Here is a 26344-nt window from a genome sequence, read left to right as displayed (position 1 = left end):
GCGGTCCGGGTCAGCCGGGGGTGGGGGTCCAGACCGCGCCGGTCGCGGTCGGCCACTCGGCGGTGAACCCGCCCCACAGCAGCAGCGAGTCGCCGATCCACACGGCGCTGTGGCCGCTGGTGGCGGGCTGGGGTGCGGGGGGCAGCACCTCCCACGTCGCCCGTGACGGGGTCCACGCCACGCCGGGCTGGTCCTGTGGGCCGCCCAGCATGACGATCTGCTCCCCCGTCCACTCCGCCACCCGTGTGGCGGCGAACGCCTGGGGTGAGGGGGGAAGCACCGTCCACCGCTCCTCCACCATGTCCAGGGCCATCCCGCCGACGTCCTCGCTGCCCGCCTCCGGCACCCCCAACAGGACCATCTCCCGTCCCGTCCACGTCGCTGCCACCGACCGCATGCCCACCGGTGAGGGGGGCAGCAGCCGCCACGTGTCGGTGGTCGGGTCGTAGGCCGCGACGTCCTCGGGGCCCTTCCCCGTCCAGAACACCGCCTCCTCGCCCGTCCAGACCCCGGCGATCAGGCCGAACCCCCGCGGCAGGGGGGCCGGCGCGGTCAGCCGCCACGTGTCGGCGTCCGGGTCGTAGGCGCCGGCCTGCACGTTGGTCTCGAACGTGCGCGAACCGCCGAAGACCAGCATCTCCGCACCCGTCCACACCGCCACGTGGCCCGACCGGGGGTTGACCGGCGCACGGGCGATCGCTCGCCACGTGTCGGTGGCCGGGTCGTAGGCCGCCCCGTCGACGTCCTGGGCGGCGACCGCCGCCGCCTGCCCGACCGGGGCACCCTCGAACACGATCATCTCCTCACCGGTCCACACCGCTGTGTGCCCGCTGCGGCTGCCGATCGGAGACTCCGCCATCCGCCGCCAGGTGCCGGTCGCCGGGTCCAGCACCAGCCCGGTGTCCACGCCGGGGTCGGGCTGGCCGCCGAAGACCAGGACTTCGCTGCCCGTCCAGAGCATCGACTGCCGGGTCCGCGCGGTGGCCTCGGCCGCGGGCAGCACCGTCCAGCGGCCGGTCGCCACCGGGGGGCCGACGGGCTCCGGTTGGAGGGTCGGCGTCGCCGAGGGCGCGGGCTCGGGGGACTCCGAGACCACCAGCTCGGGAGGTTCCTCGGGGGCCGGCCGGGCCAGCCAGCCCATGCCGACCAGCACCAGCACCGCCAGCACCAGCCCGAGCCAACGTCGTCGGGGAGGCGTCCCCTCCTCGAACGATCTCGCGGATGACCCCGCGACCGGCTCCGGTGGCGTCATGCGTCTGCAGGACAGTATCGCTGGTCTCCGTGCCCTCGCGCCGCCCGTTACCCTGTGTGGCGTGAGCTCCTCCCCCCACACCGGGCCTCGTGACGCCTGCGGGGTCTTCGCTGTCTACGCACCCACCGAGCACGCGGCGAAGCTCTGCTACTACGGTCTGTACGCGCTGCAGCACCGTGGTCAGGAGTCCGCGGGCATCGCCGTGAGCGACGGCACCTCCATCCTGGTCACCAAGGAGATGGGCCTGGTCAACCAGGTCTTCGACGAGACCCGACTGGCGGCCCTCGACGGCCATCAGGGCATCGGGCACGTCCGCTACTCCACGACCGGCGCCTCGACCTGGGACAACGCCCAGCCGACGTTCCGGACGACACCGGACGGCACCGCCATCTCCGTCGGGCACAACGGCAACCTGACCAACACCGGCGCGCTCGCACGTGACCTCGGTCCGGCCGGCGACAAGTGCACCAGCGACTCCGACCTGCTGACCGCGCTGATCTGCGAGGCGCACGAGGGCTCGACCGACGCCGCGATGGCCAAGGTCCTGCCGAAGGTCGCGGGCGCCTACTCGCTGGTCGTGATGGACGAGCACGCCGTCCACGCCGCCCGTGACCCGCACGGGGTCCGCCCCCTGGTCATCGGACGCCTGCCTCGCGGCGGATGGGTCGTGGCCAGCGAGACGGCCGCTCTCGACATCGTCGGCGCGGTCCGCGTCCGCGACGTGGAGCCGGGCGAGATCGTCACCATCGACGCCGCTGGCATGCGCAGCCGCACGTTCGAGGAACCCGAGCCCAAGGGCTGCGTCTTCGAGTACGTCTACATCGCTCGTCCCGACCACATGACCGACGAGACCTCGGTCTACGCCGCGCGTCGACGCATGGGTGAGCTGCTCGCGTCGGAATCCCCGGTCGAGGCCGACCTCGTCATCCCCGTCCCGGACTCGGGCATGGCCGCGGCCGGCGGGTACTCCGCGGCCAGCGGCATCCCCTACGCCGAGGGCCTCACGAAGAACCGCTACGTCGGACGCACCTTCATCCAGCCCACCCAGTCGCTGCGCCAGCTCGGCATCCGGCTGAAGCTCAACCCGCTGACCGACGTCATCGCCGGCCAGCGCCTGGTCGTCGTCGACGACTCGATCGTCCGCGGCAACACGTCCCGTCAGCTGGTCGCCATGCTGCGCGCCGCCGGTGCGGCCGAGGTGCACCTGCGCATCACCGCACCCCCGATCAAGTGGCCGTGCTTCTACGGCATCGACATGGCCAGCCGGGCCGAGCTGATCGGTGCGGGCATGGCGGTCGACGAGATCCGGGCGTACCTGAAGGCCGACTCGCTGGCCTACCTGTCCCTGGAGGGCCTCATCGAGACGACCAAGCGTCCCAAGGACTCGCTGTGCCGGGCCTGCTTCGACGGCGAGTACCCAATCCCCGTGGAGGCCCTGCAGCGCGAACGCGGCAAGGCGTCCATGGCGACGCTGTGGGACGCCGCCCAGTGAGCGCCCCCGACTCGACCCCCGCCGAGGGGCAGACCTACGCGTCCGCCGGCGTCGACCTCGATGCGGCCGACGACGTCGTCGAGCGGATCAAGCCGCACGTCGCACGCACCACCCGGCCCGGCGTGCTGGACACCATCGGCGGCTTCGGTGGCCTGTTCGAGCTGGACACCGAGCGGTACCGCAAGCCGGTGATCGTGACCGCGACCGACGGCGTCGGCACCAAGCTGGCCATCGCCCGTGAGCTGGGCCGTCACGACACCGTCGGCATCGACCTGGTCGCCATGGTCGTCGACGACATCGTGGTCTCCGGCGCCGAGCCGCAGGTGTTCCTCGACTACGTCGCCATCGGCAAGCTCGACCCCGACGTGGTCACCGAGCTGGTCGCCGGCATCGCCGAGGGCTGCGTCCGCGCCGGCTGCGCCCTCGTGGGTGGCGAGACCGCCGAGCACCCCGGAGTGATGCCCGCCGACGACTACGACCTGGCCGGCTTCGCCGTCGGCATGGTCGAGAAGGACGCCATCCTCGGCCCGCACCGCGTGTCCGACGGTGACGTGCTCGTCGGCATGGCCGCCTCCGGCCTGCACTCCAACGGCTACTCGCTGGCCCGTCGGCTGGTCGAGGGCCTGGACCTGGCCGAGCACCACGGCCTGGACCGCCCGCTGGGCGACGCGCTGCTGGAGCCGACCGCGATCTACACCAAGCCGTGCCTCGCGCTGGCCGACGCGGGGATCGTCAACGCGCTGTGCCACGTCACCGGCGGCGGGTTGCCGGGCAACCTGCCGCGCGTCCTGCCCGAGGACCTCGGCGCCGACGTCGACACCAGCTCGTGGACGCCCGGCCCCCTCTTCGACCTGATGGCCCGACTGGGCCGGGTCGAGCGCGAGGAGATGTTCCGCGTCTTCAACATGGGTGTCGGCATGGTCGCCGTCGTCCCGCCGGACGCCGTCGACCGGGCCGTGGCCCTGCTCGGCGAGCACGACGTGGACGCTTGGGCCATGGGTCGCGTCACCGCACCCGCCGGCGTCCGCCTCTCCTAGCGCTGGCGCTTCCCGCGCAGGCACCCGCACCCCTCCCCGAGGAGGGGGCGAGTCGTCCTTCGCTACCGGGGCAGGTGGAAGCCGCGAAGGCGGCCCACGGCCGCCATGCGCTCCTCGGCGACGTGGTCGGCGGCCTCGGCGGTCGGCAGCCCCTCGCGCTCGGCGGTCACGAAGACCGCGGAAAGCCGCTCACCGATGCGCTCGACGCGGGCGCGGACCCGGTCGGCGGAGTAGCCGTCGGGGTGCAGCTCGTCGCCGACCTGGATGACCCCGCCGGCGTTGATGACGTAGTCGGGTGCGTACAGCACGCCGGCGTCGGCCAGGGCCTGGCCGTGGCGGGGCTCGGCCAGCTGGTTGTTGGCGGCGCCGGCCACGATGCGGCACTGCAGCTGCGGGATCGTCGCGTCGTTGATGACGGCACCCATGGCGTTGGGGCTGAAGACGTCGGCGTCGACGGCGTGGATGTCCTCGACGGCGACGACGTCGGCGCCGAGCCGGTCGGCCAGGTCACCGGTGGCGTCGTCGTTGACGTCGGCGACGGTCAGCTTGCAGCCCTCCTCGGCCAGGTGCTCCGCCAGCCGGCGCCCGACCTTGCCGACGCCCTGGATGGCGACGTGGCGGCCGGCCATCGACGCGTCGCCGAACACCCGCTCGGCGCAGGCCTTGATCCCGACGTAGGTGCCGAGCGCCGTCATGACCCCGGAGTCGCCCGACCCGCCCTCGACGATGTCGGACCCGGTCGCCCAGCGGGTCTCGCGGCCGATGATGCCCATGTCGGTGGAGTAGGTACCGATGTCGCAGGCGGTCACGTAGCGGCCGTTCAACGACTCGATCATGCGGCCGTACGCCCGCAGGAGGGCCTCGGTCTTGTCCGTCGCCGGGTCGCCGATGATGACGGCCTTGCCGCCACCGAGGTCGAGCCCGGTCACGGCTGACTTGTAGGTCATCCCGCGGGAGAGCCGCAGGACGTCGACCAACGCGTCCTCCTCGCTGTCGTAGGGGTACATCCGCGTCCCGCCCAGCGCCGGCCCGAGGACCGTGGAGTGGATGGCGATGATGCAGCGCAGCCCCGAGGCCTCGTCGTGGCCGAAGACGACCTGTTCGTGGCCGTCGAGCTGGGAGAAGGTTCCTGGCATGTGGGTACACCCCGATGGGTTCGGGCCGGGCGGTGGATCCTCACCGTCGCCGGCGTGAGCGGGCCACGGGCGCGCTCGACCGCAGGGGTTTCCTCGATCGGTGGCGGCTCGTGGTGGTCGTCCGCGACGGCGGACGACACTGGATGGTACCGATCCGATCGGACTGCCGGCCCTGCCCGGCAGGACCCGACCCCGTCAGCTCGACGAGTCGGTGGGCTCGTGGTCCTTGGCGGCGTACATGGCCGCGTCGGCACGGTCCATGAGCTCGTCGAGCTCGACGGGAGCTGCAGGGTCGAAGACGGCCACCCCGACGGTGACCGACAGCGGGAACTCCAGGTCCCGGCCGACCCCGTTGGCCGCCCTCCTCACCCGCTCGATCGCGTCCTCGAGCGAGTCGGGGCGCGGGCTGGCGGCCAGCAGCACGCAGAACTCGTCTCCGCCGACACGCGCGACCACGTCGCTCTCCCGCACGGTACGGGCCAGCATCCGAGCCGTGGTGACGACCGCTTGGTCGCCGATCCGGTGGCCGTGCTGGTCGTTGATCAGCTTCATGTCGTTGATGTCCACGAACAGCAGCGCGCAGCGGCGTTCGTCGCGCTCCGCCTGCTTGAGGGCCTTGCTCGCCAGGACGAGGAAGGATCGCCGGTTGCCCACGCCGGTCAGGGGGTCGGCGAGGGCGAGCTGCTGCAGCTCGGTGCGCAGTCGCACGCGCTGGCTGACGTCGCGAAGCATCGCCACGTGGACGTCGCCGGCACGGGCGACCCGGAGCTCGGCCACGCCCGGGGTGCCGCTGATCGGGTGCAGGTCGACCTCGACCGGGTCCCTGCTCCCGAGGGGCAGCCCGAACTCCGAGCCCAGCAGGACCTCCGTGGGCACGCAGAACAGCTGGCCCGCGGCGTCGTTGGCGAACAGCACTCGGCCCTCGGCGTCGATGGCGAGCATCGCATCCGCGCTGGCTCGCACCATCGTCTCGAACAGCCCGTCGGGCAACACGGACTCGCCCGTGTCGTGGGTGTCGAGATCGTCGATCACGGTGTGTTCCAGGTTCGTCACCGGTCTGCGGTCACCTCGTCGGTTCCTCCGGAGGTCTCGTGCGAGTGAGTGGGGCCGGGCAGGTGCAGCCCCGCCATCACCCGATGGGTGTCGGACAGGTCGCCGATGAGCCGCCGTCCGGGTAGGGGGGACTCCTTCACCAAGGTGGGTGTGGCGAGGATCAGCGCCTCCTCGGCGAGGTCGGGCCGCTCCAGGACGTCGATGATCTCCAGCTCGAAGGGCATGTGCAGCTCGAGCTCCACGATGCGACGGAGGTTGGCCAGTGCCCTCTCGGCGCGCGGTGTCCGGCCGGCGACGTACAACGTCAGCCGAAGGACATCGGGGTCATCCATCATGGTGGGGGAGGCTTCCGAGCGCGGGGGATGCCCGCTGTCGTGGAGGCGTGGCCCGGCCCCCGGGGAGGGCGCCGGTTGCCCCCGACGATACCGGACGAGGAGGTCCACCGGAACCGCGTCCTGATGGAGCGTCGGCCTCCCGCGGTGGCATGCTCGCCCCGTGCCGGTCCCCGACGTCGCCCACGAGCTGTTCGCGGCCACCCCCGCGGAGTTCGTCCAGCGCCGCGATGCGCTGGCCGCCGAGCTGCGTGCCCGAGGCGACCGCCCGGCCGCCGCGGTGGTCAAGGCGCTGCGACGACCGACCGTCGCCGCGGCTGCGATCAACCTGCTCGCCAGGGCCGAGCCGGACCTCATCGAGGCCTCACTGGCCGCTGGCGAGGCGTTGGCCAGCGCACAACGTCGCGCGCTCAGCGGCGTCAGCCAGACCGACGTTCGCGGCGCGGTGAGGACACACCACCGGGCCATCGATGCGGTCCTCGCTGCGGCTCCCGAGGCGACGTCGTGGCCGGTCGCGGTGCGTGATGCCGTCCGACGCACGCTGCAGGCCGCGGCCGTCGACGAGGAGCTGGCCGAGGACGTCCGCCGAGGCACCCTGTCTCGGGCGGCCGAGACGGCCGACCCGACCCTGGCGCTGACGGGGTTCGCGCCGCTGACGGTGGTGGCGGACCGCGATTCCAAGGGGGACCGCGGACCCATCGGGTCACCCACGGGGACATCCGGGACGGCTCGGGCAGCAGAGCCAGCGGCACCTGCGGACGCGGAGGAGGCTGGGGACGCGGTCGAGGGTGCGGGTGCGGTCGAGGAGGCGCGCCTGGATGCGGAACGTCGTCGGGCGGCCGAGCTGGCCCTGGCGCGCCGGGACCTCGTCCGGCTGCGAGCCCAACGGGACGAGCGGGTGTCCAGCGCGGCGGGAGCCCGACGTCGTGCCGCCAGGGCCGCCGAGGAGGCCGCCGCGGCCGACGCGGCTCGTGAGCAGGCCATCGCAGCCGCCGCGGACGCCAGGCGGCTGCTCGAGGAGCGCAACGCCGAGGTGCGGCGCACGGAGGCCGCGGTCCGTGCGGCACGCGAGGCAACGGCTGCGACCAGCGCGGCCGTCGGCCCCGCAGACGCTGCCCTGGCCGACGCCGAGCACGCCCTCTCGGTCGCCCAAGCGACGCTCGACGAACTCGAGCGTAAGGATCGCTGACCGTCGGGGGTACTCATCAGCGGTGGTCGCCGTTCCGGCCTGTACGGGGGGCGGCACGGCGACCACCGAACTTCCGTTCAGCCGTCGACCCGGGGCGGGACCGTGGTCAGAGGAGCTTCGTGCTCAGCGGCACGAGCCGCTGGTATGCGGTCGGCAGGGCACGCTGCATGGCATCGACCGCGTAGGCCTCCGGACCGATGAGGACGCGGCGTGCGTTGCGGCGGACGCCCTTCAGGATGGTCCTCGCGGCTGCGTCGGGGCTGACGTGCAGCACCTTCTGGAACCCCTGCCTGATCTCGTCCTCGTCACCGGACACGAGCTCGGCAAGGCTCTTGTTCACCCGCGCGTTGCGGGCGATGTTGGTGTCGATGCCACCCGGGTGCACGCACGTGCACGACACGTTGCCGTCGTCCATGTCCAGCTCCTGCCGCAGGGCCTCGGTGAACCCGCGGACGGCGAACTTGGTCGCGTTGTAGCCGCTCTGGGTCGGCTGGGCGAACAACCCGAAGACCGAGGAGATGTTGACGATGTGGCCCCGGTCGGCTGCCCGGAGGTGCGGCATGAACATCTTCGTGCCGTGGATCACGCCCCAGAAGTTGATCCCGAGGATCCATTCGTAGTCCTCGATCGAGGTGTCCTCGACCGTTCCGGCGAGCGCAACGCCCGCGTTGTTGAACACGAGGTGGACGGCACCGTGGGCCTCAGCGGTGTCGTCGGCCCAGCGCTGCATCGCGTTCCGGTCGGCGACGTCGACCACGTCGGTGGTGACGGTCACCCCACGGTCGGCGACCAGCCCGGCGGTGGCGTCGAGGCCGTCCGGGTCGATGTCGGAGAGGGCCAGGTTGCAGCCGGCCGCAGCGAGCTCGACGGCGAGGGCTCGGCCGATGCCGGAGCCCGCTCCGGTGATCGCCGCGACCCGAGTGGAGAAGTCCTTCATGGTCGTTTTCTACACCGATCCGACCTCGATGCGCCATTGCCCGATGGCGCACGAACCGCTGTCGACCTCTCGGCGGAGGTCCCTCGCGGCCCGTCCCAGCGTGTCAGTCCCTGCGCGTCAGTCCCTGCGCGTCAGTCCCTGCGCGCCCGGGAGGGGGCGACGCGAGAGGGTTCGTTGGGCATCTTCGGATAGACGGGCGGCCACGGTGCGTCCATCAGGCCCGCGGCCATGTCGGCGTCGTGCATGTCCAGCAGGACGTCCAGGGACTGCGGGGCGTCGTACATCCCCGCCCAGGGATCACCGTCGCTGGCCAGCCGCCGAGGCACCGTCTCGATGGTCAGCTCGTCGGGGTCGACGCGGTCGAGGTCGTCCCACGAGAAGGGCGTCGACACCTGGCCGCCGACCTTCGCCCGCACCGACCACGCACCGAACACCGTCTTGTGCGGCGCGTTCTGGTTGTAGTCGACGAACACGCGCGGCCCCCGCTCCTCCTTCCACCAGGCTGCGGTGACGACCTCCGGGTGGCGTCGTTCGAGCTCCCGGGCCAGCGCAACGGCAGCCGCACGCACCTCGTAGGAGTCCCAGCGGGGCTCCAGGCGGACGTAGACGTGGATGCCCCGCTTGCCGGTGGTCTTCGGGAACGCGGCGATGCCGAGCTCGTCGAGCAGGTCCCGCAGCAGCCGAGCGGCCGCACGGGCCTCGTCGAAGCCGATGGTGGGGGTGGGGTCGAGGTCGATCCGCAGCTCGTCGGCGATCTCCCGCTCGTCCACGCCACCCCACTGCTCGACGTCGATGTCGGGGTGCTCGATCCGTGAGGTGGTCCGGTCCGGGAACGTCAGGACGGCGTCGCCGTCGCCGACGTGGAGCGGCCACACGTGGAAGCCGAGGCACCCCATGTTGACCGCCCAGGCGACGTGGGCGATGTCGGCGGCGACCATGGCGTTGGACGGGGTGCCGTTGACGGTCTGGACGGTCGTCGTCCGCAGCCAGTCCGGGGCGCCCTTGGGGACGCGCTTCTGCCAGAAGCTCTTGCCGCGGGCGCCGTCGGGGTAGCGCTCCAGCAGGACCGGACGTCCGCCCATCGTCGCCATCAACGGCTCGGCGACCGCCTCGTAGTAGCGCACCAGGTCGAGCTTCGTCTCGCCACGCCGCGGGAAGAAGACCTTGTCGTGGCTGGTGATCCGCACGGGATGGCCAGCCAGCTCCAGGTGGACCTCGTCGCTCATGGGGCCAGTCCACCACACCCGCTCGGCCACGGCAGCGTCATCCCACCGACGTCACGGGCGCGGGCTGCCCGACTCGTCGAGGACGAACACCGTGCGCGTGGACACCACGCCGGCGGTCGTCTGCAGGTGCTCCAGGACCACGTCGCGAAGCTGGGAGACGTCGCTCAGGCGGACCAGGGCGAGGAAGTCGAACTCGCCGGTGGTGGCAGCGAGGTAGGACAGGCCGGGCAGGTCGCCGAGCGACCGCTGCACGTCCTGCCAGCGACGTTGCTGGACCCCGATGAGCACCAGCACGGTGACGGGCAGGCCCACCTTGGCTGGATCGACCTCGGCGCGGTAGCCGGTGATGACCCCGTCGTCGGCCAGCCGGTCGAGCCGTCGGTAGGCGTTCGCGCGGGACACCCCCACGGCCTCGGCCAGCGCGTTGACCGACATCCGGCCGTCGCGCTGCAGGTGGCCGACGAGGTCCGCGTCGATGGGGTCGAGCCCGGGAAGCCCGGGACCTGTCGTCGTCACAGGAGTTCCGTTCGTCGCGTCGACCGTTCAATACCTCTCACCATGGCGGCAAGACTAGCCCTCTGTTGAGACGGACCGTCCGTACTGCGGCCTGTGAAGTGGAATTCGTCTCGACAACGAATGCGTTTTCCCACCTCCCGCCGGGTATCCCTCACCATGGACTGCACACACGAACCCCGGAGGCGACCGAAATGACCGAGCCGCTGCTCGCCAAGCACGCCGAACAGCTCCTGCCGCACCCGATGCTGGTCCGGATGCTCACCGACGACGGGGAGCTGCAGGACGTCGAGGGCTTCGAGACGCCCGACGTCGAGACCATGCGTCGGCTGCACGCCACGATGCACATGGTTCGTGCCGTCGACCGGCAGGCGATCAACCTGACCCGGCAGGGCCAGCTGGCGGTCTTCCCGTCATCGGCCGGCCAGGAGGCAAGCCAGGTCGGGTCGGTCCTCGCCCTTCGTGAGCAGGACTGGCTGTTCCCGTCCTATCGCGAGACCGTCGCCATCGTCGCGCGAGGTGTGCCCCCGATCGAGGCCATGCCCCTGTTCAAGGGCACGTGGCACGCCGGCTGGGACCCGACGGAGTACCGCGTGATGCCGCACTGCACGCCGATCGCGACGCAGTGCCTGCACGCCGTCGGGCTGGCCCAGGCGGCGGTGATGTCGGGTGACGACGTCGTGGCCATGGCCTTCTGCGGTGACGGTGGTACCAGCGAGGGCGACTTCCACGAGGCGCTCAACTTCGCCGCGGTGTTCGATGCGCCCACGATCTTCGTCGTGCAGAACAACGGCTACGCCATCAGCGTGCCGCTGGCCAACCAGACCAAGGCGCCCACGATGGCGCACAAGGCCGTGGGGTACGGCATGCCGGGCGTCCGGGTCGATGGGAACGACGCGCTCGCGGTGTACGCCGCGACGAAGGCTGCCGTCGCCCGTGCGTCCCGCGGCGAGGGGCCGACGCTGATCGAGACGATCACCTACCGGACCGAGGCGCACACCACCGCCGACGACGACTCTCGCTACCGCAGCCGTGACGAGGTCGAGTCGTGGCGCAAGCGTGACCCGATCGAGCGGCTGGAGACCTACATGCTCGCCGCCGGCGTGATCGACGAGACCGGCGTCGCGTCCGTCGTCGAGGACGCCAAGGACGCCGCCCGCACCTTCCGGGCCGGCATGTTCGATGCCCCCCACGGCGACCCGCTGGAGATGTTCGAGCACGTCTACGTCGACCCGCCCGCGTCGATGCTCGACCAGCGCGACATGCTGGCTGCCGAGCTGGCCGCCCGAGAGGGCTGAGCGGACGGCCAGGCGGCTCCCCCGCGAGGGGGAGGGTCAGGCAGCGACGGGCAGGGGGATGACCTCGACGTCGTCCAGCAGGCCGCGGAGGCGGCTGGCCATGTCCCGGTGGAGCATCCGGTCCAGCTTGCCGGACGGGGTGGCGACGTAGACCCGCTCGGGCTCCAGGCGTTCGATGCGTGCCTCCAGTCCGGGCAGGTCGGCCGCGCTGGCGAGCTCGCCGGTCACCCGGATCAGGCGGTCCGCGAGCTTGGCGACCAGGAACATGAGGCGGATGTGTCCGGGCGTCTCCTGGTCGGTGACCAGCACCTCGCCCTCGCCGGTGGAGATGACGTGGAAGTTCACGTCCTGCTGGACTGCCAGCTGGACGATCGCGTCCTCCACGGGGCCGATGTTGTCGATGTCGTCGATGACGACGACGTACTGACTGCGCATGGCTACCTCCTCGGGGGTGGTGGCCTCAATGCTCCCCCGATCCCAAGGGTTCCGGGACCGGCCGTTCGGGCATGGCCCGATCGACACGGTTTGGCCGGGTCAGCTGAAGACGACCGTCCGGTCGGCGAACCGGAAGATGCGCCGTTCGGCGTGCGCCCGGACCGCCCGGCTGAGGACGATGCGCTCGACATCGCGGCCGATGACGGCGAGGTCGTCGGGGGTGTGGGCGTGGGTGACCCGCTCGACGTCCTGGTCGATGATCGGGCCCTCGTCGAGGTCGGCGGTGACGTAGTGGGCCGTTGCGCCGATGACCTTCACCCCGCGCTCCCACGCCTGGTGGTAGGGCCGTGCGCCCTTGAAGCCCGGCAGGAAGGAGTGGTGGATGTTGATGATCCGCCCCTCGAGTTGCCGGCACAGGTCGTCGGAGAGGATCTGCATGTAGCGGGCGAGGACGACCAGCTCGATGTCGTGCTCGTCGACCAGCTCCATCAGCCTGGCCTCGGCTGCCGCCTTGGTGTCCTTCGTGACCGGCACGTGCACGAACGGCACGCGGTAGTTGGCCGCCACCTCCTGCAGGTCCCAGTGGTTGGAGACGACCATGCGGATGTCGACGGGCAGCTCACCGGCGTGCCAGCGGTACAGCAGGTCACGCAGGCAGTGGTCGTACTTGGACACCATGAGGAGCGTGGGAGTGCGGTAGTCCGCCTCGTGGACGACCAGCTCGATGTCGTCGTCGACCGGCAGGCCGTCCCGGAGGGTCGCGGCCATCTCGTCGGGGTCCTGCGTGGGCGCCTCGTACCGCATCCGCATGCAGAACCGCTCGATCGACGGCTCGCTGAACTGGGCGTTGGCGAGGATGTTGCCGCCGAGGTCGGCGATGCCGTTGGCGACCGCGGCCACGATGCCCGGCGCGTCGGGGCAGGCCAGCGTCAGCAGGTAGGCGGTGGTGTCACTCATGGCCCACGATCGTGCCACCCGGCGCCCGGGATGCCGCATCCGGGGCCGGGGCGTCCCCGATCGGGACCCCGCCCCAGCGGAGGAGGTGGCGTTTCAGCGGCCCGTCGGCTGCCCCGAACACCGCCGCCATCGCAGCCATGACCGCTCGGGCGTCGTCGCGTTCGGAGAGGTAGGCGCGCTGGTGCGCGGGCGGCAGGTCGAAGAACAGCTCGAAGAAGTCGATGACCCCCTCGGGTGGCAGCGCGAGCAGGACCTCCAGACCCCGCCGGCGGAGGTGGTGGACCAGCCGCGCGTCGGTCGGCCAGATCGCTCGCCGGGCGGCCGCGGCGGCGTCCCGTCCGTCGCCGGGCAGGTGCGCAAGGATCGCCTCGGCCATCGTCGGAGCGGTCCGCAGGGTGGCCGCCAGGCTGTACCCGGTCGCGGGATGGATCATCGGGGCGGCGGCGCCGAACGGGACGACGCGTGCTCGCCCGCGGGTCAGCGGAGTGTCGACGACGAACGCGACCCGCTCCACGGCGCCGGCGGCGTCGGCGTCGGCGAGGACGGCGCGGTCCAGCCCGCGGGCGGCCATCCGCGCGTGCAGCCGGGCGCGCAGCTCCGCGATCGGCAGCCCCGGTCGGCGGGCCAACGACGTCTCCTCCAGCAGCAGGCGGCCCCCGTCGAGCGGGACGGCGTAGAGGAAGGTCGGCCATCCCATGTGGCCGTGGTCGTCCCGCCAGTCCATGAACGCCTGCCCGGCCTCGGCTGCCCGGGCGCCGTCGACGAGCAGCCCGTAGGCGGTCTGGGCGGCGCGTGGCGCTGGTGTCCGTCCGCCGGTGAGGACCCGGCCGGCCCCGCTCGCGTCGATGATCACCCGGCCCGGGACCGTGCGTCCGTCGCCCAGCACGACGGCGGTGTGGGTCGGGCCGCGGCGAGTCCCCCGGGCGGTGCCGACGACGGTGCGGACGGCGGGGTCGGTCAGGTGGGCCTGCAGCCGATCGGTGGAGAGCATCGTGTAGGTCCGGCCGAGGTGGTGGCGTGCCCGGGCGATGGCCACGGCGTCGGCCATGTCGGTCGCGCGGACGTCCGCCGGCAGGTCGGCCGGCAGCTCGTCGGCCCACGCGCCGTAGCTGGCCGGCCACGGTCGGGTGGGGTCGGGCGCGACGAGGGCCACGTCCACCCCTCCCCGGGCCAGGTGGCCGGCCACGGACCACGCCGCCGGGCCCGCCCCGACGACCACCACGTCCGCCGGGTCGACACGATCGCACCGATCATCGTCCATGGCCGACGCAGGCCCCGATCGCGCCGACGGGGGCGGGGCGGGGGTGCGCTCGTCGGACGCGGTCAGGCGGTGGCCTTCTCGGCCCGCAGGGGTGCGCCGCCGATCTCGCCGTACAGGTCGCGGGGCTCCTCGACGACGTGGCCGTGGTCGCAGACCGACCGCACGTGGACCTGCGCGTCGCAGCCGCGGTGGCGCACGACCATCGTCGGCTCGTCGTGGGTGGTCAGCCAGGTGTCGCCGAACTCCATCAACGCCTGCATGACCGGCTGCAGGCTGCGGCCCATCTCGGTCAGGCGGTACTCGTGGCGCACCCGTCCGGAGTCGGGCCGGTACTCGCGCTTGGTCAGCACACCGACGTCGACGAGGTCCTTCAGCCGCATGGCCAGCACGCTGCGCGACACGCCGATGTGCCCCTGGATGTCGTCGAAGCGGCGCACGCCGTTGAAGATCTCGCGCAGCACCAGCACCGACCAGCGGTCACCCAGCACGTCCATGGCCCGCGTGACCGCACAGGCCTCGTTGTCCACCGCCGTCCAGTCCATGGCGACAACTGTAACGCGCGCGCCCACCGTCCAACCCGCCGTCCACGAGACACATCGGCGATTCGTGTCTCTACCAGACGGATGGTAGACCGTCCGGAGTCGGGGCAGCACCACACGAGAGGACCGGACATGGCAGGACCGCTGGAAGGCATCCGCATCATCGAGCTGGCGGGGATCGGCCCCGGGCCGTTCGCCGGGATGATGCTGGCCGACATGGGCGCGGAGGTCATCCGGGTGGACCGCGCCGGCGGCAACTGGGGGGCCACGTTCGGCCACGCCACCATGTTCCGCAACCGGCGCAGCATCGCGCTGGACCTCAAGTCACCCGAGGGCGCCGAGACCGTCCTGCGGCTGGCCGAACGGGCGGACGCGATGTTCGAGGGCTTCCGACCCGGCGTCGCCGAACGCCTGGGCGTCGGCCCCGACGACGCGCTGGCCCGCAACCCCACGCTCGTGTACGGCCGCATGACGGGGTGGGGGCAGGACGGCCCGCTGGCCCAGGCGGCTGGCCACGACATGAACTACATCGCCCTGTCCGGTGCCCTGCATGCCATCGGCGAGACCGGCCGCGGCCCGGTCCCCCCGCTCAACCTGGTCGGCGACTTCGGTGGCGGGGCGATGTTCCTCGCCTTCGGCCTGCTGGCCGGCCTGCTCCAGGCCCGCTCGACGGGGGTCGGCCAGGTCGTCGACGCGGCCATGGTCGACGGAGCCTCGGCGCTGATGCACATGTTCTACGCGATGCACGCCCAGGGGCTGATGACGACCGAGCGCGGCAGCAACCTGCTGGACGGCGGCGCGCCGTTCTACACGACCTACGAGACCGCCGACCACCAGTGGGTCGCCCTCGGCCCGATCGAGCCGCAGTTCTACGCCGAGCTGCGCACGCGGCTCGAGCTCGACGACCCGATCTTCGACAACCAGATGGACGCATCGCAGTGGCCCGCGCAGCGCGCGCGGCTGGCCGAGGTCATCGCCGGGTACACCCGTGACGAGCTCGACGACCTGCTGGCGGGTACCGACGCCTGCTACGCGCCGGTCCTCGACCTGCAGGAGGCCGCGGCCCATCCCCACAACGTGGCCCGCGGGGTCCACATCGAGGTCGACGGCATCGTCCAGCCGGCGCCGGCTCCCCGTTTCAGCGTCACCCAGCCCGACACGCCCACCCCGTCGGTCTCGGCGGGCGCCCACACCCGGGAGGTGCTCGGCGACTTCGGGTTCGACGACGACGAGATCGGCGACCTCCTGTCCCGCGGCGTCGTCACCCAGGACTGACGACGCCCTCGCGAAAGCTGAGTTTGTCAAACGAACTCAGCCGTGCCACCATCGTGTCGACGATCGACGACTGGGAGAACCGGGATGGACACGACGACGCTGGTGGAGGGCCTGGCCGAGGCGACCGCGGTACGCCCGCACGGGCAGGGGCTGCGGGCGGAGGTGCAGCCCGGCTGGGACGTCTTCGGCATCCCGCATGGCGGCTACCTGATGGGTATCGCGGCGCGAGGTGCGCTGGTCGCCTCCGAGCTGCCCGACGTCATGTCGATCACGACCCACTTCACGCGCAAGGCCGTGTTCGGCCCCATGGAGCTCGAGGCGGTGGAGCTCGGGCGCAGTCGACGGTTCACCACGATGGCCGTCCACGGTCGGCAGGACGGTGAGCTCGTCACCACCAGCATGGTCCTGCTCGCGGACCGAGAGGCCTTCGACGGTCCCCGCTGGACAAACCGCGACGGCAACGCTGCTCCCGACGACCAGCTCACCCCACCCGCGGGCCAGCCGGGATACGAGGCGACGCCGGCGGTCGCCCATCGCCTCGGCCTGCGGCTGATGCGGGCCGACGTCGGCTTCTGGGACGGCGCACCCACGGGTGCGGGCCTGATCCGGGGCCTCGTCGATCCCCCGAGCGGCGAGGCGGCCGACCAGGTCCTGGCCATCGTGGCCGCCGACGTGACACCGCCGGCCCTGTGGAACGCCCTCGGACCCACCGGCTGGGTCCCCACCGTCGAGCTGTCCGCGCAGCTCCGTGCACGGCCGGCCCCCGGCCCGCTGTGGGTCGTGGCTCGGACCACCGACGTCGGTGAGGGGTTCACCGACGAGGAGGCGGAGGTCTACGACAGCACCGGTCGCCTGGTCCTGCACTCCAACCAGCACGCCCGCTACAGCCAGCCCGGCGGCTGACCCCTCGGACCTGCGGACCCACGACCCGGACACACGACGACGCCGCGGCCCTCGGGCTGCGGCGTCGTGGCGTGCGGGGAAGTGTCCGGGGAAGGTCGGGTGGAGGAGGGGTGGTCTAGGCGGGGGCGCTCAGGTAGCGACCGCAACGCGGCCAGGCACCGGGGCCCTGGGGACGGACGTGGGTGCCGTCCGCGCGGGTCCAGCCCTGGAAGGCGACGCGCTCGGCCACGGAGATCTGCTGCTCCGGAGTGGCCTGCCAGGCGTTGGCGGCGTACTCGCCGCCACCGTAGGCGCTCCACGTGTTGGGGTGGAACTGCACGCCGCCGTGGAAGCCGTTGCCGTTGTTGATGTTCCAGCGCCAGGTCGACTCGCAGTAGGCGACGTCGTCCCACATGCCACGACGGTCGCTGCTGTAGTGCTCGGGCCACAGGACCCTCACGAAGCGGCGGTTGTCGGGGCCATCGGGCAGGCGCTGGTAAGCCACGCCGTAGTCGCACGAGGCATCGCGGTCGTTGCCGCCGCGCGAGTAGTGGGTGGGGCAGTGCTCGTAGAGGCAGCCGTAGGTCTCGCAGCCGGGGCTCTCTGCGGGCGGGGTCGCGGCGGAGGCGGCGCCCATGGTGGTGACCTGGAGGCCGAGGACAAGGGCAGCGACGGCGAATCCGCGCACGAAGCGCGAACCGCGGCTACCGGAGTGCTTGCAGGAGTTAAACATAGCCAGATCACAGTAGGTGTGGAAAACCTTGGCGTTCTGTGGGGTCTGGTCCTGCTGGTCAGGCGTCCCGTCGGCCATGTGAAACCGTTCACATGCTGCGCCGGCCCCGTATCCATGGGGTTTTCGGGCGTCGAGGAGCCGTCCGGTGCGCGGGTCGAGCGGACAGGTCAGAGCCTGTGGACGACGGGTTGCGAACGCTCGGGAACGCCGATCACGGCGCCAACCTGTCCGATCGTCCCGTATGGGTCGTTCAGGTCCGGGCGTCACCCGACGACGCGTCCCGGACGGAGCTCCAGCAGGGGGTCCCGGAGGCCCTGTTCACCTGACCGTTCACCCGACCGTTCACCGGGCCGAGGCGAGGATCCGGCGGGCAGCCTGCCGCGCCAGCAGGCTGCCGATCACGTTGCCGTGGCCGCTGTAGCCGCCCACGACGTGCACCCGCGGGCGGGGCTGGGCGTCGATGGGCAAGCGGGTGGTCGTGAACGCCGCGCGGGCCGCCCAGCGGTGGGTCACCGCGGCCCAGTCCAGGCCGAGTTCGGCCAGCAGGCGATCCAGGTGGGACTGGACGGTCTCGCTCGGCTCGGCTGGGGCATCCCATTCCTCGTCACCGCCGACGTCCCGGCCACCACCGAGCAACACCTCACCCGTGCGTCGTTGCTGGAACCAGTCGAGGCCGAAGCGTCGGTAGACCGGCCGGGGCACGGTGGGTGGTGGCAGCGGGGCCGTGGCCAGCATCTGCAGCCTCGCGGTCCGCACGGTGCCGGCGAGCTCCGGGACGACGTGCTCCAGCCCCCCGTCGACCGCCACCAGGACCACCCGACTGCGGACCTGCCGGGTTCCGCCGTCCGGGGAGGCCACCAGCGTCCGGCCGGAGTCGACCGAACGGACCGGGGCTGGCGCGTGCAGCCGTGCCCCCGCCGCCACGGCCCGACGTGCCAGCCGCTGGCAGCGCTGACCCGGGTGGAACATGCCGTCGCCGGGAACCAGCAGCCCGCGGCCCTCCGGCCCGTCGTAGGCCAGGGCGTCGATGCCGTCGCGCTTCATCTGGGCGAGGTGGATCAGGCAGTCGCGCTCCTCGTCCTCGTCCGCCCCGATCCGCAGGCTGCCGACCCGCTGGAACGACGGCTCGTCGTCCTCCAGCCGGTCCAGCTCCTCCACCGTGCGATGCCACCAGCTGTTCGCCGCGGGTCGACCGTGACGGCCGACCGCCTCGTGGTGGAAGTCCGGCAGCCCCGCCAGCAGGAACCCGCCGTTGGCGCCGGCGGCCCCACCGGCGATGCCGTTGGCGTCCAGCCCGACCACGTCCAGCCCCGCCTCGGCCAGCAGCACGATCGCCTCCAGCCCGGAGGCGCCCAACCCGACGACCACCACGTCGGCGCGGACCGGGTCCGCTGGCAGCGGGGACGCCTCCACGGCGTCGTCGGCCACGTCGTCGAGCCACCACGGTGCGCGACGGGGCCCGGCCTCGGAGGTCGTCAGAACAACCGCCGCCCGCGCTGCTCGAGGTCCAGCAGCGCCTGCTTGCGCTCGACCCCACCGCCGTAGCCGGTCAGGGTGCCGGTCGAGCCGATGACACGGTGGCACGGCACGACGATGCTGATCGGGTTGCGACCGTTGGCCGCCCCGACCGCGCGGGACGCGGTGGGCCTGCCGATGCGTCGTGCCAGCTCGCCGTAGTCGATGGTCTCGCCGTACGGGATGTCGCGCAGGGCCCGCCAGACGGTCAGCTGGAACGGGGTGCCGGCCGGGGCCAGCGGCACGTCGAAGGCTTCGCGGTCGCCGGTGAAGTACTCCTCCAGCTGGATGCGGACCCGGCGGATCGGACCGGCGTCGCGAGCGCCGAGGACGGCGGGATCAACGGGATGGCGGTGCTGCTCGAAGAACACTCCGGTCAGCTCGGGCTCGCCGCCGTCCTCCCCATCGACCACCGACACCGTCAGCGGTCCGATCGGGCTGTCCACCACGTCGTGCCACCGTCCCATCGTCGGGCAGCGTATCGCGGGTCGGTGGGGGTCAGGTCAGCGGGATCGGTTGTCGTCCCCATGCCGCGGCGAGGGCCCGGTGCACCCGGTCTGCGTGCCAGTAGGCCTCGTGGGATCCCAGCAACGAATCGGAGTGGTCGGGGTACAGGTCGTGGATCTCCGCGCCGGTGTAGAAGGGTTCGACGGGGTAGGCCAGCACATCGTGGCGGTCCCACACGTTCAGCCACAGCGGCATGGCCCCGTCGTGGCAGCGAGTCCCGAGCCCGAGGTCACCGGCGTCCAGCGTGCCGTCGTCGGCGAGGATGTCGGTGACCGCGGTGGAGCGGATGAGCAGCGCCGCGATGGGTGACCCGAACGTCACCAGCCGCCGGATGCGCCAGTTCGTGTGCGCCGCCTCCACCTCGTCGGGGTCCAGGCCCATCTCCCGCACCTCAGCGGGGTCCTCGCGCTGGTGGGAGAACAACCAGAACAGCAGGTCGATCGCGATGAGGGATCCGGCGCTGTGGCCGATCACGGTCAGGTCGGTGGGTTCGTGGGGGTCGATCAGCGCCAGCATCCGGCCCCACACGACGTTGCGGATCCGGGCCTTCCCCTTCTCCGAGACGTAGTGGACGATGTCGGCCCAGGTGTGCTGGATGAGGCCGCGGACCGGCTCGATCGCGGGGGCGAACAGCAACCCGCTGAAGGAGGTCCGATCCGACGGGGTTGCCGTGTCGACCCGCCGCGTGATGACCTCCTGGGCGCGGGCCAGCGACGCCGTGTCCCCGGCGAGGGGGTGGGGGAACCCCCACTCGACGGTGACGCTGTCGGCCAGCGGGGGCAGCGGCTCGTGCCCCTCGTCGACGAGGCGCGTCGTCAGCCCGTCGCGGAACGCCCGGTAGCTGGTGGTGTGGTCGACGGCGCCCTGTGGCACGACCCCGTGGATGTAGACGACACGTTCCATCGATGACCTCCTGCTGGGCGGACCCCGCTGGGTGCTGGGCCTCAGGTGGGTGGGTCGAAGGGGTAGCGCAGCCCCATGCGATCACGGATCCGCTGGGACAGCGCAGCCACCTCGAGGCTGTCGGCCCACGTCATCCCGTCGACCTCCTGCGCGCCGTCGGCGACCGCGGCGGTGATGGCGGCGACCTGGTGCTCGAGCCCGTTGACGAGGTGGGGGAACCGTTCGGTGCGTTGCACGGTCCGTCGCTGGGTCAGCTGCACCTCCTCGGCGCGGTGGAAGGACGGCACGGCGACCGCACCCTCGCTGCCCGAGACAACCGCTGTGCCCTCCATGTCGCTGACCAGGCTGAGGGCCAGGTTCGCCATGCGCCCGTCGGCGTAGCGCATCCCGATGGAGACCTGCCCGTCGACGCCGGTCGCGGTCGGCTCCCAGAGGACCTGGAGGTCCTCGGGGTCACCGCCGAGGATCCGCTGGGTCAGGGCCAGGACGTAGACCCCGATGTCCAGCAGCGCACCGCCGGCGAGGGCCGGGTCCTGCAGCCGGTGGGTGGGGTCGGTCGGCGCCGGGAACCCCATGCTGGCGGTCAGCGTCCGGACCTCGCCGATGTCGCCGGCCTCGATCCATGACTCGGCGGTGCGCCACGCCGGCAGGAAGCGCGTCCACATGGCCTCCATGAACGTGGCGTCCGACGCGCGGGCGGCGTCGATGCACCGCTGGGTGGAGGCCAGGCCGTGGGACAGCGGCTTCTCGCACAGCACCGACTTGCCGGCCTCGAGTGCGGCGACGACCGGTTCCTCGTGGATCGAGTGCGGCGTCGCCACGTAGACGATGTCGATCGAGTCGTCGGCGAGCATCTCGTCGAGGTCGGTCAGGGCGGTCGCGATGCCGTGCTCCTCGGCGAAGGCGGCCGTGCGCTCGGGGTTGCGGGCGCAGACGGCCACGACCTCACCGGGCGCGGCGGCGAGGGAACGGGTCAAGGAGCGGGCGATGATTCCGGCACCGACCAGCCCCCAGCGCAGCGGCGGCAGATCGGCCCATTCGGCGGGGGCGTTCGACGTCATCGGCCGCACCATATCCCCTCCTCGTGCCCCTCGTCCGGACACGGCGTGTGCGATGCCCCCGCACCTGCCGGCGGCCGCGCCACACGCCCCGGGCCGGTGTGTGCGTTGGAGGGCCGGCCGGGCGGTGGAAGGCACACGCCGCGGGAGGGTGGGTGCGATGCACGGCAGCCACGGGCGCCCATCGCACACGCCGGGGCGCGGCCGGGGCGGCCGCCGCGGGAGGGTGGGTGCGCTGCACGGCAGCCACGGGTGCCCATCGCACACGCCGGGCGGTCCGGACGGTCAGCGGCGGTGGAACTCCGCAGGCAGGTCGACCGCCGGGGCGAGGGTGATGGCCGTGTGCACCGGCATGTCGCGGGTCGTGGCGACGACCTCGGCCCGCTCCAGCACCGTGGACAGGATGACCTGCATCTCCAGCACCGCGGTGTGGGCGCCGATGCAGGCGCGCGGACCTGCACCGAAGGGGAGGTAGGTGTGCCGCGGACGGTCCAGGGCGGGCACGTCGACGAACCGCTGTGGCTGGAAGGCCTCCGGGTGGGTCCAGAGGTCGGGGTGGCGGTGCAGCCCCCAGAAGTTGGTGTAGACGTTGGACCCCTTCGGCACGAAGAACCCGTCGACCTCGGTGTCCGCCGTTGCACGCCGGCCGGTCCCCGGCGCCGAGGGGTACAGCCGCATCGTCTCGTCGATGACCGCCGTGGTCCACTCCAGCCGGCTTGCCGCCTCCGCGGAGTCCACCGGACCGACCTCGTCCACCTCGGCGGCGGCACGTGCCTGTGCCTCGGGGTGCAGGCCCAGCAGCTGCAGGGCCATCGTCAACGCCGTCGCGGTGGTGTCGTGGCCCGCGGCGACGAACACCAGCACCTGGTCGCGGATCTCGTCGTCGGTGAAGCGCCGCCCGGTCTCGGGGTCGACCGCCTCACGCAACCGGCCGACGAAGCTGTCCTCCGTCGCCTCGGCGCCCGCCAGGACGTCGTCGACCAGCTCGTAGACCTCCGCGACCGCCGCCTCGCGACGCCGGATGGCCGGCAGCGGCGTCGACCGGGGCAGCCGCAGCGGGTTGAAGGCCCGCTCGATGACGTAGGAGGAGATGGTGGGGAAGTGCGCCTCGAGGCGGTCGGCGAGGTCCTCCCGTCCCTGCCCGAACAGCAGGTCGGTGACCACCATCAGGGTCAGGCGCAGGATCTCCGACCGCAGCGGCAGCGGCCCGTCGGCCTCGATCCAACGGCTGGTGAACTCCTCCGCGCGCTTGCGGACCAGACCGGCGTAGGACGCGGACTGCTTGGCGGTGAACAGCGGCTGCAGGACGCGTCGTTGCCACCGCCAGTCCTCGCCGTAGGCGCTGAACAGGCCCGTGCCGAGCAGGTCGCGGAACGCCTCGAAGAAGGGATGTCCCTCCTTGTCGAACGGTGACGTCGCCCCGAGCACGTAGCCGATCGACTCGGGATCCCGGGTGACGGTCAGCCGGTACCCGACGCCGGGTGGGCCCATCCGCAGGCCGAAGGTGTCGCCGTGGCTGGCATGCACCGTCGCCCAGGAGGAGGAGATGTGATCGGTCAGGGCCAGGCCGAGGTGCCCCAGCAGCGGGTTCGCGGGCGGTCCGGGTGCGAGGGGTGGACGAGCGGGCATGACGCGGTGCTCCTCGTGATGGGCGTCGGGAGGACCCAGCCTAGGGTGCCGAGACGAGGGCAAGCCCTGCCCGACGGTGTCGCCGATGAGCCGCCCCGACGGCTGCGACCCACACGACCAGCACGGCCACCAACGCCGTCGCGCGTACCGGGCCGGGGGCACCCGCGGCGGTCAGCAGCGTCCGGGCGTTGGTCAGCACCAGCAGCCCGCCGACCGAAACGCCCAGCAGGTGCGGCTGCACCCGTCGGACCAGCCACGCCGCGATCGGCGCGGCCACGAGGCCCCCGCCCAGCAGCGCGAGCACGACGGGCAGCGACACGACCTCCCGACCCAGCGCCAGGAGGAAGCCGACGCTGGCTGCGGCCGAGACGAGGAACTCCGAGGTGTCCACGGTCCCGATGACCTTCCTCGGCGGCAGGCGATCGGTCAGCAGCAACGACGGCGTGGCCACCGGCCCCCATCCCCCACCGCCCGTGGCGTCGACCAGGCCGGCGACCAGGCCGAGCGGCGCCACCATCCGGGTCGGCACACGTCGCTCGGTGGGCCCGGACGCGCCGTCCCGCTGCACGAAGCGGCTGAGCAGCACCACGCCGATGACGAGGAGGATCGTCGCCGTGACGGGGGCGGCGGCCGCGGTCGACAGCCCCGCCAGCAGGTGCGCGCCGGCGAAGGCCCCGATCGCCCCGGGCACCCCGAGCCGAAGCACCAGCGGCCAGTCGACGTTGCCGAACCGCCAGTGGGCGGCACCCGACGCCAAGGTGGTGCCGACCTCGGCCAGGTGGACCGACGCCGACGCCGCCACCGGCGACAGCCCGGTCACCAGCAGCAGGCTCGTGGAGGTGGCCCCGTAGGCCATCCCGAGCGACCCGTCGATCAGCTGTGCGACGAGGCCCACGAGTGCGAGCACGACGATGTTGGACATCGCCCTCCCTTTCCTGTCGATCCCATACCTGATAAACCCAGGTAGTCATATAGGGATATTCGAGTGAATCGGCGGAGTGTGCGTCCTCGGCGCCCGGTCCGCAAGCCACGATGTCGAGAGGTGCCGTGTCCATGTGGGTCAGCCGTCGAACCGACTACGCCACCAGGGCGGTGCTGGCCCTCGCGCTGGCACGCCGCGACGAACCGGTCACCCTCGAGGAGCTGTCACGCCGGACGCAGGTGCCCACTTCTATGCTCGAGCAGGTCATGCCGGTGATGCGACGCGACGGGATCGTGCGGTCCCAGCGCGGCCGGTACGGGGGTTACCTGCTGAACCATCCGCCGGCCGACATCACCCTCGAGCGGGTGGTGCGGCTGTTCGAGGGGCAGCTCGCCCCCATCGACTGCGCGACGCGGAGCAACCCCGAGCCGTGCCCCATGGACCACGGCTGCAGCCTGCGCGACGTCTGGGCCGACGTGCGGGACCTGGTGCTCGAGCGCCTCGGCTCGACGACCGTGGCCGACCTCGCCCGCGACAGCGGTGGGCCATGGCGGGACCACCGGACGTTGCCGCTGGTCCAGTCCAGCGGCGCCGTGTGAGCGTCACCGGCGCCGTGTGCGCGGGCGGGCCTACAGCCAGTCGTTGCGACGAAGTCGCCAGTACAGGTAGGCCGACACCGACGCCATGATCGCGGCCAGCAGGGCGAACCCGGCCGGCGTTCCCGCCAACGGTATCCCGCCGACGTTCATCCCCCAGATGCCGCCGATGATCGTGGGCACGAGCGCGATGGCTGCCCACGCCGAGATCTTGCGCTGGTCCCGGTTCTCCTGGAGGCCGATAAGGGCCAGGTTGGCCTGCAGCGCGCTGTCCAGAAGGGTGCGGAAGCTCGCGGCCCGCTCGTGGGCCAGGCGGGCGTGGTCCGCGACGTCGCGGAAGGAGTGGGACAGCTCGTGGGAGACCCCGTCGATGCGCCCGTTCGCCAGATCCTCCATGGGCCGCAGCAGGCTGAAGGTCGCGCGCTGGAAGTCCAGCACCTCGCGCACCAGGGCGTAGATGCGTTCGGTGGGCGGCTGCTCGTCGGTGTCGAACACCTGGCGCTCGATCTGGTCGATGTCGCGCTCGAGCTCCCGGACGACGGGCATGTACCGGTCGACGACGTCGTCGGCCACGGCGTACAGCACCGCAGCCGGGCCATGGGCTGCCAGCTCGGGGTCACGCGCCAGGCGTCGGCTCGCGGGATCGAGCGTGCCGACATCGCCGTGTCGCACGCTGATGACGAAGTCGGTGCCGACGAACAGGTCGATCTCCCCGAGCGTGATCGTCTCCTGCGCGTCGTCGTACATCGCCGGCTTGAGGACCACGAACAGCGTGTCCTCGTACCGCTCCAGCTTGGGTCGCTGGTGGGCGGTGGTGGCGTCCTCCACGGCCAGCTCGGGCAGCCCGAACGTCGTGGCCAGCTCGCGGACCTCCCCCGGGTTGGGGTCGAAGACCCGGATCCAGACGTAGGCGCCGTCGCGACGCTGCGCCATGGCCTCGTCGAAGGAGTCGCCGCGCGCGACGACGTCACCGTCGGCCTCGACGATCTGGAAGTCCACGATCATGGGGGTGTTCGACACTCCGGGGGGTCGGGGGTGCTGCAGCCGCACACTGCCCCAGAGCGTCGTCCATCACACGGAACCCCGACGTCGGAGCCCGATTCGGGCGCGTCAGCCGAGCCGGAGTGTCCCGCGTCGATCGCACTCGTGCTCCACGACCAGATCGGGCACGCAGTCGTCGGTCGGCACCGCCGTCGAGCCGCACCGGGGGCAGGCGTACATCGGGCGGTCGCGGTCGAAGACCACGGTGTCGGTGCCGGCGGCGGGGTCGCCGGGGTCGCGCGGAGCTCGTTCGTGCAGGGTTCGCTGGGGTCGCATGGGTCCTCCGAGTGGATGTCGGTCGGTCACGCGGGGTGTGGGCGCGAGGTCACGTCCGACGTCGTTCCCGGACGGGGGCAGGCGGCAAACAACGATCGGGCAGGAGCCCGACCCGCTACCCCTGTTCGGAGGATGCCAAACCCGGTCGATCGGTCCCGGCCGTTGCCAACGGACCCCTTGTCGACGCGGCAGGGGCAGGATTACGGTGAGATCGCACGCCCACACCCCGCGTCGACCGCAGTCAGGCAACGCACCGGGGGTGCCACGTGTCCACCGTCATCGATCGTCCGGGAACAACCCGTGTCGAGGTTGGGGAGCGAGGTGGGCTGCCGGCCCTGTGTCGGCGGTGG

General features: G+C 72.1%; 27 protein-coding genes. 7 read left to right on the top strand and 20 right to left on the bottom strand.

Annotated elements, in window-relative coordinates:
- Window positions 1–10 precede the first annotated feature (10 nt).
- Complete coding sequence (locus CUC05_RS12700; RefSeq protein WP_157965509.1) at window positions 11–1252, bottom strand: Kelch repeat-containing protein; 1242 nt, start codon at window positions 1250–1252, stop codon at window positions 11–13.
- Between CUC05_RS12700 and purF the strand changes: the two genes are divergently transcribed.
- Both purF and purM read left to right on the top strand, forming a co-directional pair.
- On the top strand, window positions 1251–2744 hold the full coding sequence (purF, locus tag CUC05_RS12695) for an amidophosphoribosyltransferase (protein ID WP_108666483.1): 1494 nt from the start codon (window positions 1251–1253) through the stop codon (window positions 2742–2744). The genes CUC05_RS12700 and purF overlap by 2 nt on opposite strands.
- A complete protein-coding gene (gene purM / locus CUC05_RS12690) occupies window positions 2741–3781 on the top strand; it encodes a phosphoribosylformylglycinamidine cyclo-ligase (protein WP_108666482.1) in 1041 nt (346 codons plus the stop codon). Before purF ends, purM begins: the two co-directional genes overlap by 4 nt.
- A 62-nt stretch (window positions 3782–3843) precedes the next feature.
- Here the strand turns inward: purM and CUC05_RS12685 are convergent, their stop codons facing one another.
- From CUC05_RS12685 to CUC05_RS12675, 3 genes are all read right to left on the bottom strand, one after another.
- Entirely contained in the window at window positions 3844–4917 is a 1074-nt protein-coding gene (locus CUC05_RS12685) for a Glu/Leu/Phe/Val family dehydrogenase (RefSeq protein WP_108666481.1), read from the bottom strand.
- Window positions 4918–5112: 195 nt separating this feature from the next.
- Entirely contained in the window at window positions 5113–5970 is an 858-nt protein-coding gene (locus CUC05_RS12680) for a GGDEF domain-containing protein (protein WP_108666480.1), read from the bottom strand.
- The gene (locus CUC05_RS12675; protein WP_205712302.1) at window positions 5967–6305 is read right to left on the bottom strand and encodes a circadian clock KaiB family protein; all 339 of its coding nucleotides are present in this window, start codon (window positions 6303–6305) and stop codon (window positions 5967–5969) included. The genes CUC05_RS12680 and CUC05_RS12675 overlap by 4 nt, the downstream gene beginning before the upstream one ends.
- 160 nt (window positions 6306–6465) lie before the next feature.
- Between CUC05_RS12675 and CUC05_RS12670 the strand changes: the two genes are divergently transcribed.
- On the top strand, window positions 6466–7491 hold the full coding sequence (locus CUC05_RS12670) for a coiled-coil domain-containing protein (protein ID WP_108666479.1): 1026 nt from the start codon (window positions 6466–6468) through the stop codon (window positions 7489–7491).
- Between the two features lie 106 nt (window positions 7492–7597).
- Here CUC05_RS12670 and CUC05_RS12665 read toward each other — a convergent pair whose 3' ends face one another.
- From CUC05_RS12665 to CUC05_RS12655, 3 genes are all read right to left on the bottom strand, one after another.
- Window positions 7598–8428 (bottom strand): SDR family NAD(P)-dependent oxidoreductase, encoded by an 831-nt coding sequence (locus CUC05_RS12665; protein WP_108666478.1) that lies wholly within the window; start codon window positions 8426–8428, stop codon window positions 7598–7600.
- 131 nt (window positions 8429–8559) lie between these two features.
- The gene (ligD, locus tag CUC05_RS12660) at window positions 8560–9654 is read right to left on the bottom strand and encodes a non-homologous end-joining DNA ligase (RefSeq protein ID WP_108666477.1); all 1095 of its coding nucleotides are present in this window, start codon (window positions 9652–9654) and stop codon (window positions 8560–8562) included.
- A 51-nt stretch (window positions 9655–9705) separates the two neighbouring features.
- Entirely contained in the window at window positions 9706–10170 is a 465-nt protein-coding gene (locus CUC05_RS12655; protein ID WP_108666476.1) for an Lrp/AsnC family transcriptional regulator, read from the bottom strand.
- Window positions 10171–10361: 191 nt separating this feature from the next.
- Between CUC05_RS12655 and pdhA the strand changes: the two genes are divergently transcribed.
- Window positions 10362–11465, top strand: a complete 1104-nt coding sequence (gene pdhA / locus CUC05_RS12650) for a pyruvate dehydrogenase (acetyl-transferring) E1 component subunit alpha (RefSeq protein ID WP_108666475.1) — start codon at window positions 10362–10364, stop codon at window positions 11463–11465.
- 36 nt (window positions 11466–11501) lie between these two features.
- On the opposite strand, the gene CUC05_RS12645 is transcribed toward pdhA, so the two are convergent.
- The 4 genes from CUC05_RS12645 to CUC05_RS12630 all read right to left on the bottom strand — a co-directional run bounded on the left by CUC05_RS12645 (window position 11502) and on the right by CUC05_RS12630 (window position 14660).
- On the bottom strand, window positions 11502–11900 hold the full coding sequence (locus CUC05_RS12645) for a hypothetical protein (protein ID WP_108666474.1): 399 nt from the start codon (window positions 11898–11900) through the stop codon (window positions 11502–11504).
- Between the two features lie 99 nt (window positions 11901–11999).
- On the bottom strand, window positions 12000–12857 hold the full coding sequence (purU, locus tag CUC05_RS12640) for a formyltetrahydrofolate deformylase (protein WP_108666473.1): 858 nt from the start codon (window positions 12855–12857) through the stop codon (window positions 12000–12002).
- Window positions 12850–14118: a lycopene cyclase family protein gene (locus CUC05_RS12635; RefSeq protein WP_108666472.1), complete on the bottom strand. Its 1269-nt coding sequence runs from the start codon at window positions 14116–14118 to the stop codon at window positions 12850–12852. Before CUC05_RS12635 ends, purU begins: the two co-directional genes overlap by 8 nt.
- Window positions 14119–14180: 62 nt before the next feature.
- Window positions 14181–14660, bottom strand: a complete 480-nt coding sequence (locus CUC05_RS12630) for a winged helix-turn-helix transcriptional regulator (protein WP_108666471.1) — start codon at window positions 14658–14660, stop codon at window positions 14181–14183.
- A gap of 129 nt (window positions 14661–14789) precedes the next feature.
- On the opposite strand from CUC05_RS12630, the gene CUC05_RS12625 reads away from it, so the two are divergent.
- Together CUC05_RS12625 and CUC05_RS12620 are read left to right on the top strand one after the other, a co-directional pair.
- Window positions 14790–15932, top strand: coding sequence for a CaiB/BaiF CoA transferase family protein (locus CUC05_RS12625; RefSeq protein ID WP_108666470.1), 1143 nt, complete (start codon window positions 14790–14792; stop codon window positions 15930–15932).
- Between the two features lie 84 nt (window positions 15933–16016).
- Window positions 16017–16835: a thioesterase family protein gene (locus CUC05_RS12620; RefSeq protein WP_108666469.1), complete on the top strand. Its 819-nt coding sequence runs from the start codon at window positions 16017–16019 to the stop codon at window positions 16833–16835.
- Between the two features lie 115 nt (window positions 16836–16950).
- Here the strand turns inward: CUC05_RS12620 and CUC05_RS25890 are convergent, their stop codons facing one another.
- From CUC05_RS25890 to CUC05_RS12585, 7 genes are all read right to left on the bottom strand, one after another.
- Window positions 16951–17502 (bottom strand): transglycosylase family protein, encoded by a 552-nt coding sequence (locus tag CUC05_RS25890; protein WP_276308895.1) that lies wholly within the window; start codon window positions 17500–17502, stop codon window positions 16951–16953.
- A gap of 387 nt (window positions 17503–17889) precedes the next feature.
- Complete coding sequence (locus CUC05_RS12610; RefSeq protein WP_108666468.1) at window positions 17890–18975, bottom strand: NAD(P)/FAD-dependent oxidoreductase; 1086 nt, start codon at window positions 18973–18975, stop codon at window positions 17890–17892.
- Window positions 18976–19022: 47 nt separating this feature from the next.
- A complete protein-coding gene (locus CUC05_RS25885) occupies window positions 19023–19529 on the bottom strand; it encodes a methylated-DNA--[protein]-cysteine S-methyltransferase (protein WP_108666467.1) in 507 nt (168 codons plus the stop codon).
- 31 nt (window positions 19530–19560) lie between these two features.
- Window positions 19561–20472, bottom strand: coding sequence for a hypothetical protein (locus CUC05_RS12600; protein WP_108666466.1), 912 nt, complete (start codon window positions 20470–20472; stop codon window positions 19561–19563).
- 41 nt (window positions 20473–20513) lie between these two features.
- The gene (locus CUC05_RS12595; protein WP_157965508.1) at window positions 20514–21533 is read right to left on the bottom strand and encodes a Gfo/Idh/MocA family protein; all 1020 of its coding nucleotides are present in this window, start codon (window positions 21531–21533) and stop codon (window positions 20514–20516) included.
- Window positions 21534–21815: 282 nt separating this feature from the next.
- Window positions 21816–23159: a cytochrome P450 gene (locus CUC05_RS12590; RefSeq protein WP_108666464.1), complete on the bottom strand. Its 1344-nt coding sequence runs from the start codon at window positions 23157–23159 to the stop codon at window positions 21816–21818.
- 40 nt (window positions 23160–23199) lie between these two features.
- Window positions 23200–24081 carry a sulfite exporter TauE/SafE family protein gene (locus CUC05_RS12585; RefSeq protein ID WP_108666463.1) on the bottom strand — a complete coding sequence of 294 codons (882 nt, stop codon included), beginning with the start codon at window positions 24079–24081 and terminating at the stop codon, window positions 23200–23202.
- Between the two features lie 131 nt (window positions 24082–24212).
- On the opposite strand from CUC05_RS12585, the gene CUC05_RS12580 reads away from it, so the two are divergent.
- A complete protein-coding gene (locus CUC05_RS12580; protein WP_157965507.1) occupies window positions 24213–24680 on the top strand; it encodes an RrF2 family transcriptional regulator in 468 nt (155 codons plus the stop codon).
- Between the two features lie 30 nt (window positions 24681–24710).
- On the opposite strand, the gene CUC05_RS12575 is transcribed toward CUC05_RS12580, so the two are convergent.
- Both CUC05_RS12575 and CUC05_RS12570 read right to left on the bottom strand, forming a co-directional pair.
- Window positions 24711–25682: a magnesium and cobalt transport protein CorA gene (locus tag CUC05_RS12575; RefSeq protein ID WP_108666461.1), complete on the bottom strand. Its 972-nt coding sequence runs from the start codon at window positions 25680–25682 to the stop codon at window positions 24711–24713.
- A 105-nt stretch (window positions 25683–25787) separates the two neighbouring features.
- Complete coding sequence (locus CUC05_RS12570) at window positions 25788–25994, bottom strand: hypothetical protein (RefSeq protein WP_108666460.1); 207 nt, start codon at window positions 25992–25994, stop codon at window positions 25788–25790.
- Window positions 25995–26344: the final 350 nt, after the last annotated feature.

It is taken from the genome of Euzebya rosea (genome assembly GCF_003073135.1).
Taxonomy (GTDB): domain Bacteria; phylum Actinomycetota; class Nitriliruptoria; order Euzebyales; family Euzebyaceae; genus Euzebya; species Euzebya rosea.
Note: the sequence above shows the minus strand (reverse complement) of the source record. Positions and strands in the feature narration are given on the sequence as shown.